The organism is Pseudonocardia sp. (genome assembly GCF_025965585.1).
Taxonomy (GTDB): Bacteria; Actinomycetota; Actinomycetes; order Mycobacteriales; family Pseudonocardiaceae; genus Pseudonocardia.
This window is the reverse complement of sequence record NZ_JAOPWR010000132.1, coordinates 1-5,646: the sequence shown is the minus strand read 5'-3', so window position 1 is coordinate 5,646 and position 5,646 is coordinate 1. Positions and strand designations below refer to the sequence as shown.

The 5,646-nt window shown below is 73.7% G+C and carries 5 protein-coding genes and 1 pseudogene; 4 read left to right on the top strand and 2 right to left on the bottom strand.

What is annotated here, in order from left to right; all coding sequences use genetic code 11:
• From JWR81_RS08335 to JWR81_RS08320, 4 genes and pseudogenes are all read left to right on the top strand, one after another.
• Nucleotides 1-218 (top strand): hypothetical protein (locus tag JWR81_RS08335; protein WP_297649096.1); only part of this gene is annotated, 218 nt, incomplete at its 5' end.
• 339 nt (nt 219-557) lie between these two features.
• Nucleotides 558-791 (top strand): response regulator, encoded by a 234-nt coding sequence (locus tag JWR81_RS08330; RefSeq protein WP_297649091.1) that lies wholly within the window; start codon nt 558-560, stop codon nt 789-791.
• 17 nt (nt 792-808) lie between these two features.
• Nucleotides 809-943, top strand: a pseudogene (locus JWR81_RS08325) (FAD-dependent monooxygenase); the annotation flags it as partial.
• Between the two features lie 290 nt (nt 944-1,233).
• Nucleotides 1,234-1,611: a hypothetical protein gene (locus tag JWR81_RS08320; protein ID WP_367278757.1), complete on the top strand. Its 378-nt coding sequence runs from the start codon at nt 1,234-1,236 to the stop codon at nt 1,609-1,611.
• 53 nt (nt 1,612-1,664) lie between these two features.
• On the opposite strand, the gene JWR81_RS08315 is transcribed toward JWR81_RS08320, so the two are convergent.
• Together JWR81_RS08315 and JWR81_RS08310 are read right to left on the bottom strand one after the other, a co-directional pair.
• A complete protein-coding gene (locus JWR81_RS08315) occupies nt 1,665-2,006 on the bottom strand; it encodes a hypothetical protein (protein WP_297649088.1) in 342 nt (113 codons plus the stop codon).
• 231 nt (nt 2,007-2,237) lie between these two features.
• Complete coding sequence (locus tag JWR81_RS08310) at nt 2,238-4,880, bottom strand: GAF domain-containing protein (protein ID WP_297649085.1); 2,643 nt, start codon at nt 4,878-4,880, stop codon at nt 2,238-2,240.
• Nucleotides 4,881-5,646: the final 766 nt, after the last annotated feature.

Here is a 5,646-nt window from a genome sequence, read left to right as displayed (position 1 = left end):
TGCCGTCGACGGCCGCGGAGCTGCTCGACCTCGCCGCCGCGTCGCTGCACGTGCTCTTCGCGGAGCGGGGCCGGCGACTCGTCACGCTCGGCCTGCTCGCCGATGCCGACGACGCCCGGTGGCTCACGCTGGCCGAACTCCGCGACCCGCCGGCCGACGCGGCCACGCGCGTGGCGACCCGCCGGGCATCGAATCCGGTAGGCGCCCCGGGACGATAGGCGCGCGGCTACGCCCGGAGGGTGGGAGCCCGTACTGCCCCCGGGCCCTCCCGCGCAGCAGCTTGCCCGTGGTCAGCCGGGTCTTTGTGGTAGGCGAAGCTGCCGCCTCCGGAGAACCAGACGGTGCCGACCTCACCGGGTGGGTGCTCCGTGCCGTCCTCGTCGGCGATGTGCACAGCACCCCGTGCCGCTCGGCCGACCGAGCCGGGGTGCTCCGGCCACTCGGCGGAGCCGATCGCCGTCATCCCGGTGCCCTCGCTGCCCGCGTAGAACTCCAGGAGCTCGGGCCCAGCCAGTCGATCATCGCGTGCTTGAGGTCGACGGGCACGGCGCCGCGGCGTGCACCACCACCTGCAGGCTGGACAGGTCGAAGGCTTGTCGCTGCTCCTCGGGGAGCTGATCGTCGTGGCGTGCTGCGCGAGCGCCGCCGAGGCGCTGCAGCAGCTCGATGAGGCCCGCCCCGACGTGGTGCTACTGGACCTGCTGATGCATGAGATGGACGGCGCCGCTGCCGCAGCGGCGATTCTGGCCGGTCTCCCCACCCGCTACCGCACGGCTGCGCGTCCTGCATGAACGACGCCTGCCGCCGGCACCCGCCGTCGAACGGGCTGGGCTCCAGCACTTCCATCCAGGACGCCTACAACCTCGCCTGGAAGCTGGCGAACGTGCTGCGCGGCACCGCGGGGGAGGCGCTGCTCGACTCCTACGACGAGGAGCGCTCGCCCACCGGGGCAGATCGTGCTGCGTGCGAACAAGAGCATCGACGAGTTCGGGCCGATCTTCGAAGCGATGGGGCTGACCGACACGTCCGACCCCGAGGTGATGCGCCGCCGTATCGCCGACCGCGCCGACAACACCCCGGAGGCGGCGGGACAGCGGGTGGCGCTGCGCGAGGCTTTGGAGCCCAAGGACAACGAGCTCAACGCCCACGGCGTGGAGATGGGGCAGCGCTACGCGTCCGGCGCGGTGGCACCCGACGGCCCCCCCGGAGCCCGCCTACGCCCGCGACCCGGAGCTGTACCACCATCCCACCACCTGGCCGGGAGCCCGGTTGCCGCACATCTGGCTCGGACGCAGCGGGCGTCGCCTGTTCACTCACGACCTCGCGGGCAAGGGCCGGGTCCGCCTGTTCACCGGCATCTCCGGGGAGGCGTGGGCCGAAGCCGCCACCAAGGTGGCCGCGGAGCTGGGCGTCGATCTGGTGGCCCACGTGATCGGCCCGGGCCGCGAGCACATCGACCTCCACGAGGGCTGGGCCCACGCCCGTGGGGTGGGGGAGGACGGCTGTGTTCTGGTGCGCCCCGCCGCCCACGTCGCCTGCCGCAGCGCTGGGGCCGCGGACGACCCCGCGGTCGAACTGACGCGCGTGCTCACGCTGGTCCTCGCCCGCTGAGGCTGCTCGTCCGTCATGATCAGAAGGTCTTCCTGCTCCACGACGTGACCGCGTCAGGCCACGAGGCGGGGCTGGGACCTGCTGCTGGCGTGGCTGAGGCTGGCACGGCAGGCGGCCATCAGCCGGGTGGTGGCGGCGCTGCTGCCCTGGCCGCAGCGCGGGCAGCGCATGGTCACCGTTCGCGCGAGTTCGTCTACGGCGACGGTCAGCTCTGCTGCGCAGTCGCGGCACCAGCGATGCCGGGTGACCGGGTTGACGTGCACCGGTGAAGAGACGCATTGGTGGATCCACCGGCCGTGCACGTGGCAGGTGAGCCGGTCGTCGGGGTCGAGTTGGCCGGCGTCCTCGGCCCGGTCCTCCGCGGCCAACGACCGCGCTAGGACGTGACCTGTCAAGCTCGGCACCTGACCCCGAGGTTTCCGCTGGTTCATGGCGCCCTCCCGCCTATGGCCGACCGACTCCACCACGGACGAGGAGCGTGATCGGTGGTTGTTTCACGGACCAGCCTCTCTGCGACGCCCACCGTGCGCATCACCGCCAGCGGCTGTCATGCCCCGGTGATGACCGGAGTGCTCGGACTCATGCTGGCAGGTATCGCGTGGCGCGATCCACGTGAGCCCGGGTCGTCACGCGGGTTGCAGCGGGAGGCAGACCTGGACCAGCGTGCCCTCTCCGACAGGGCTGTTGATCTCGAACGACCCGCCCAGGGCTTCCACCCGGTCGCGGATGCCGACCAGCCCGGAGCCGCGCGCCGGGTCGGCCCCGCCGACGCCGTCGTCCTGGACGGACAGCCAGAGGGTCTCGAACCGCTCCTCGCCGAGGATCGTCACGTACGAGGCATCGGCGTACTTGGCCACGTTCGTGAGCGTCTCGGAGACGACGAAATACGCCGCCACCTCGACCGCCTCTGGGAAGCGGGTCTCGGTCCGGAGGTCGACCTCGACCAGAATCGCCGAGCGACGGGCGAGTGTGCGCAAGGCGGGCCCGAGCCCTGCCTCGGACAGGATCGCCGGGTGAATCCCGCGGGCGATCTCGCGCAGCTCGTCGATCGCCTCGATGAGCTCGTCGGCGAGCCAGCCGATCTGGGTCTTCAGCCCGGGAAGCTCCGTGGGCACGGTGGCCTGGGCGAGGCGCAGCTCCAGGGCGAGCGCGACCAGGCGCTGCTGGGTGCCGTCGTGCAGGTCACGCTCGATCCGGCGGCGCGCGTCGTCGGCGGCGGTGACGATCCGGGCCCGGGAGGCGGTGAGCTGGGCGCGGCTGTCGGCGTTCGCGATCGCGGTGCCGACGAGCTCGGTGAACCCGGCCATGCGCTCTTCGGTGTCGTCCGGGAAACGCCCGCGTCGCCCCAAGATGGCGATCATGCCCCACAAGTGCCCCTCGACGACGATCGGAGCCGCGACCCCGCTCCGGACACCCAGCCGGCGGATGGCGGCACCGGCCGCGGCGGAGGCCTCGCTGTAGACGTCGCTGCGAGCCGCGCGGCCGGTGCGCAGGACCTTCGCGACGGCCATCGGCGGCTCGGGCTTCCAGCGGCTTCCCACCGCCAGCTCGTCGGGCGGGGCGCCGGCGACGGCGACGATGGTCGTCTTGCCGTCGGTATCGAGGCGGGCGATGGGCGTGGCGTAGGCGCCGAGGACGTTGCCGACCTCCTGCGCGACGGCCGCGAGCACCTCGGCTGCGGGCACCCCGCGGGCGACGAGCGTGGCGACGCGGTGCAGCGCAGCCTGCTCGTCGGCGAGCCGGCGCAGTTCGTCGCGGCTGTCCTCGAGCTGGGCACGGCCCTCGGCGTTCGCGATCGCGGTGCCGACGAGCTCGGTGAACCCGGCCATGCGCTGTTCGGTGTCCTCCGGGAAACGCCCGCGCCGAACCCCGGCGACGATCGCGCCCCACAGATGCCCCTCGACGACGATCGGCGCCGCGACCGACGACCGGATTCCCATCGATCGGACGGTGGCCTCCGCGAACGCACCGGGGACCTGGCTGTAGTCGTCGCAGCGAGCCGGGCGGCCGGTCTGCAGGGCGAGCGCCAAGGCCCCCGGCGGTTCGAGGTTCCAGCGGCTGCCCACCGAGATCTCCTCAGGGTGGTCGCCGACGGGGGCGAGGACGGTCACCGCGCCGTCGGGCTCGAGGCGGACGATGTTCGAGGCGTGGGCCCCGAGGATGTGTCTGACCTCCTGCGCGACGGCTGGGAACACCTCGGACGGTGGCAGCCCGCGTGCGACGAGCGTGGCGACGCGGCGCAGCGCCGCCTGTTCCTGCGCGAGCCGGCGGAGTTCGTCGCGGCTGTCCTCGAGCTGGGCGCGGCCCTCGGCGTTCGCGATCGCGGCCCCGACGAGCTCGGTGAACCCAGCCAGGCGCTCCTCGGCGTCGGCCGGAAGATGCTCGCGCCGCGTCCCGACCGCGATCGCGCCCCACAGATGCCCCTCGACGACGATCGGAACCGCGACCCCTGACCGGATGCCCAGCCGGCGGACGGCGTCACCGTAGACGTCGGCGGCTCGGCTGAAATCGTCGAGGCGTGCCGGGCGGCCGGTGCGCAGGACGACCGCCAAGGCCAGCGGCGGCTCCGGCGTCCAGCGGCTTCCTATCGGGAACTCGTCGGGGTGTGCGCCGACGCGGGCGAGGACGGTTGCCGCGCCGTCGGGCTCGAAGCGGACGATGTTCGTGGCGTCCGCCCCCAGGACGTTGCCGACCTCCTGCGCGACGGCCGCGAAGACCCCGGCCGCCGGCACCCCGCGGGCGACCAGCGTGGCGACCCGGCGCAACGCCGCCTGCTCCTCGGCGAGCACCCGGCGCAGCGCCGCCTGCTCCTCGGCGAGCCCGCGCAGCTCCTCGCGGCCCGCGGCGTTCGCGGTCGCGAGGGTTTCGGCCTCGCGGATGCGGCGCGCGGCCAGGCCGACCACCGAGCTGACCGCGCCGGCGACGAGAACGAACGCGACCAGGGCCACCACGTTGGCGGGGTTGGCAACGTCGAGGTCGTAGAGGGGCGGGACGAAGTAGTGATCCAGCAACACCGCGGCCGCGGCCGCGGCCGTCAGCGCCGGAACCAGCCCCCCGACCAGCGCCACGACCACCACGGCGAGCAGGTAGAGCAACATCTGCACGGGCAGCTCCACGACGTCGCGGAGCTGGGCCAAACCCAGGGTCAGCAGCGGGAGAACGACCAGCCCGGTCAGCGCCCCGGCCAGCCGACGCCGCGGGGAGAGCCCCTCGCCCAGGACAGGCGGCCTTCGCCGGGTCGCGGCGGGCTCGGGGGTGACGGTGTGCATGTCGGTCGCCCTTCCCGTCGGGCGGGTGGCGGTGGTGCCGGTGCCCGGTCCCGTCGGCAACGGGTCCGGCCAGCTGCGACGGCCAGCGCCCGGGACGAGCGCGGTGGCGTGCTCGGCGCGGGCGAAGCCTAGGCGGCGCGGTGGAAGATGTCGTCGCCGACCACAGCATGGTAGGACCCGGCCGCGCCGGGCGGTGGCACCTGGTCAGGAGGGTTGGGTCGCCTGCATGGTCGTGCCCGGAGGGCTTGGCAGAGGCTCACGGGCGAGTCCGAGCACGCCGGCAGCGTGAAGCTCGTGCCGCTCTGCTTCTGGTAGAAGGTGACGGTCGGACCCACGCTGTTCCCCCGACGCCGCGACGAGCTCACCGCCGGCGACGCGGCGGAGCCGCGCGGGCTGGCCGCTGCCGGACCTCGCAGCGGCCGCACACGCGATCGGACGGCCCGCGTCCAACATCCTCACCCCGCGCAGTCGGGTCGCGGGAAGTGCGCGAGCCACGGTGGCGGGCCCCAGGGTGGGCACGGAAGGTCTCGCCTCCCTGGTCGATCAGATCGATCATGTCCTCCCCGCACACTGCGCGCGCCGCCCTCCCCGCCCGGGTCATGCGGACAGACGGGTGCCGGTGGCCGCGAGAAGTAGTTCTCCTGGCCGCCGGGCCACCGGCGGCGCGGGCGGCGTCGCGTACGACGTCGAGCGGACTGTCGTCTTCCTCTGCGACCTCCACGCCCCCCTCGAGGCCGCCGAGCCCCTCACCGACGCCGACCGAGCC

Bases quoted from the DNA above. Each gene is read 5' to 3' on its own strand.
- JWR81_RS08310 (WP_297649085.1), bottom strand. From the start codon at position 4,880: ATGCACACCGTCACCCCCGAGCCCGCCGCGACCCGGCGAAGGCCGCCT.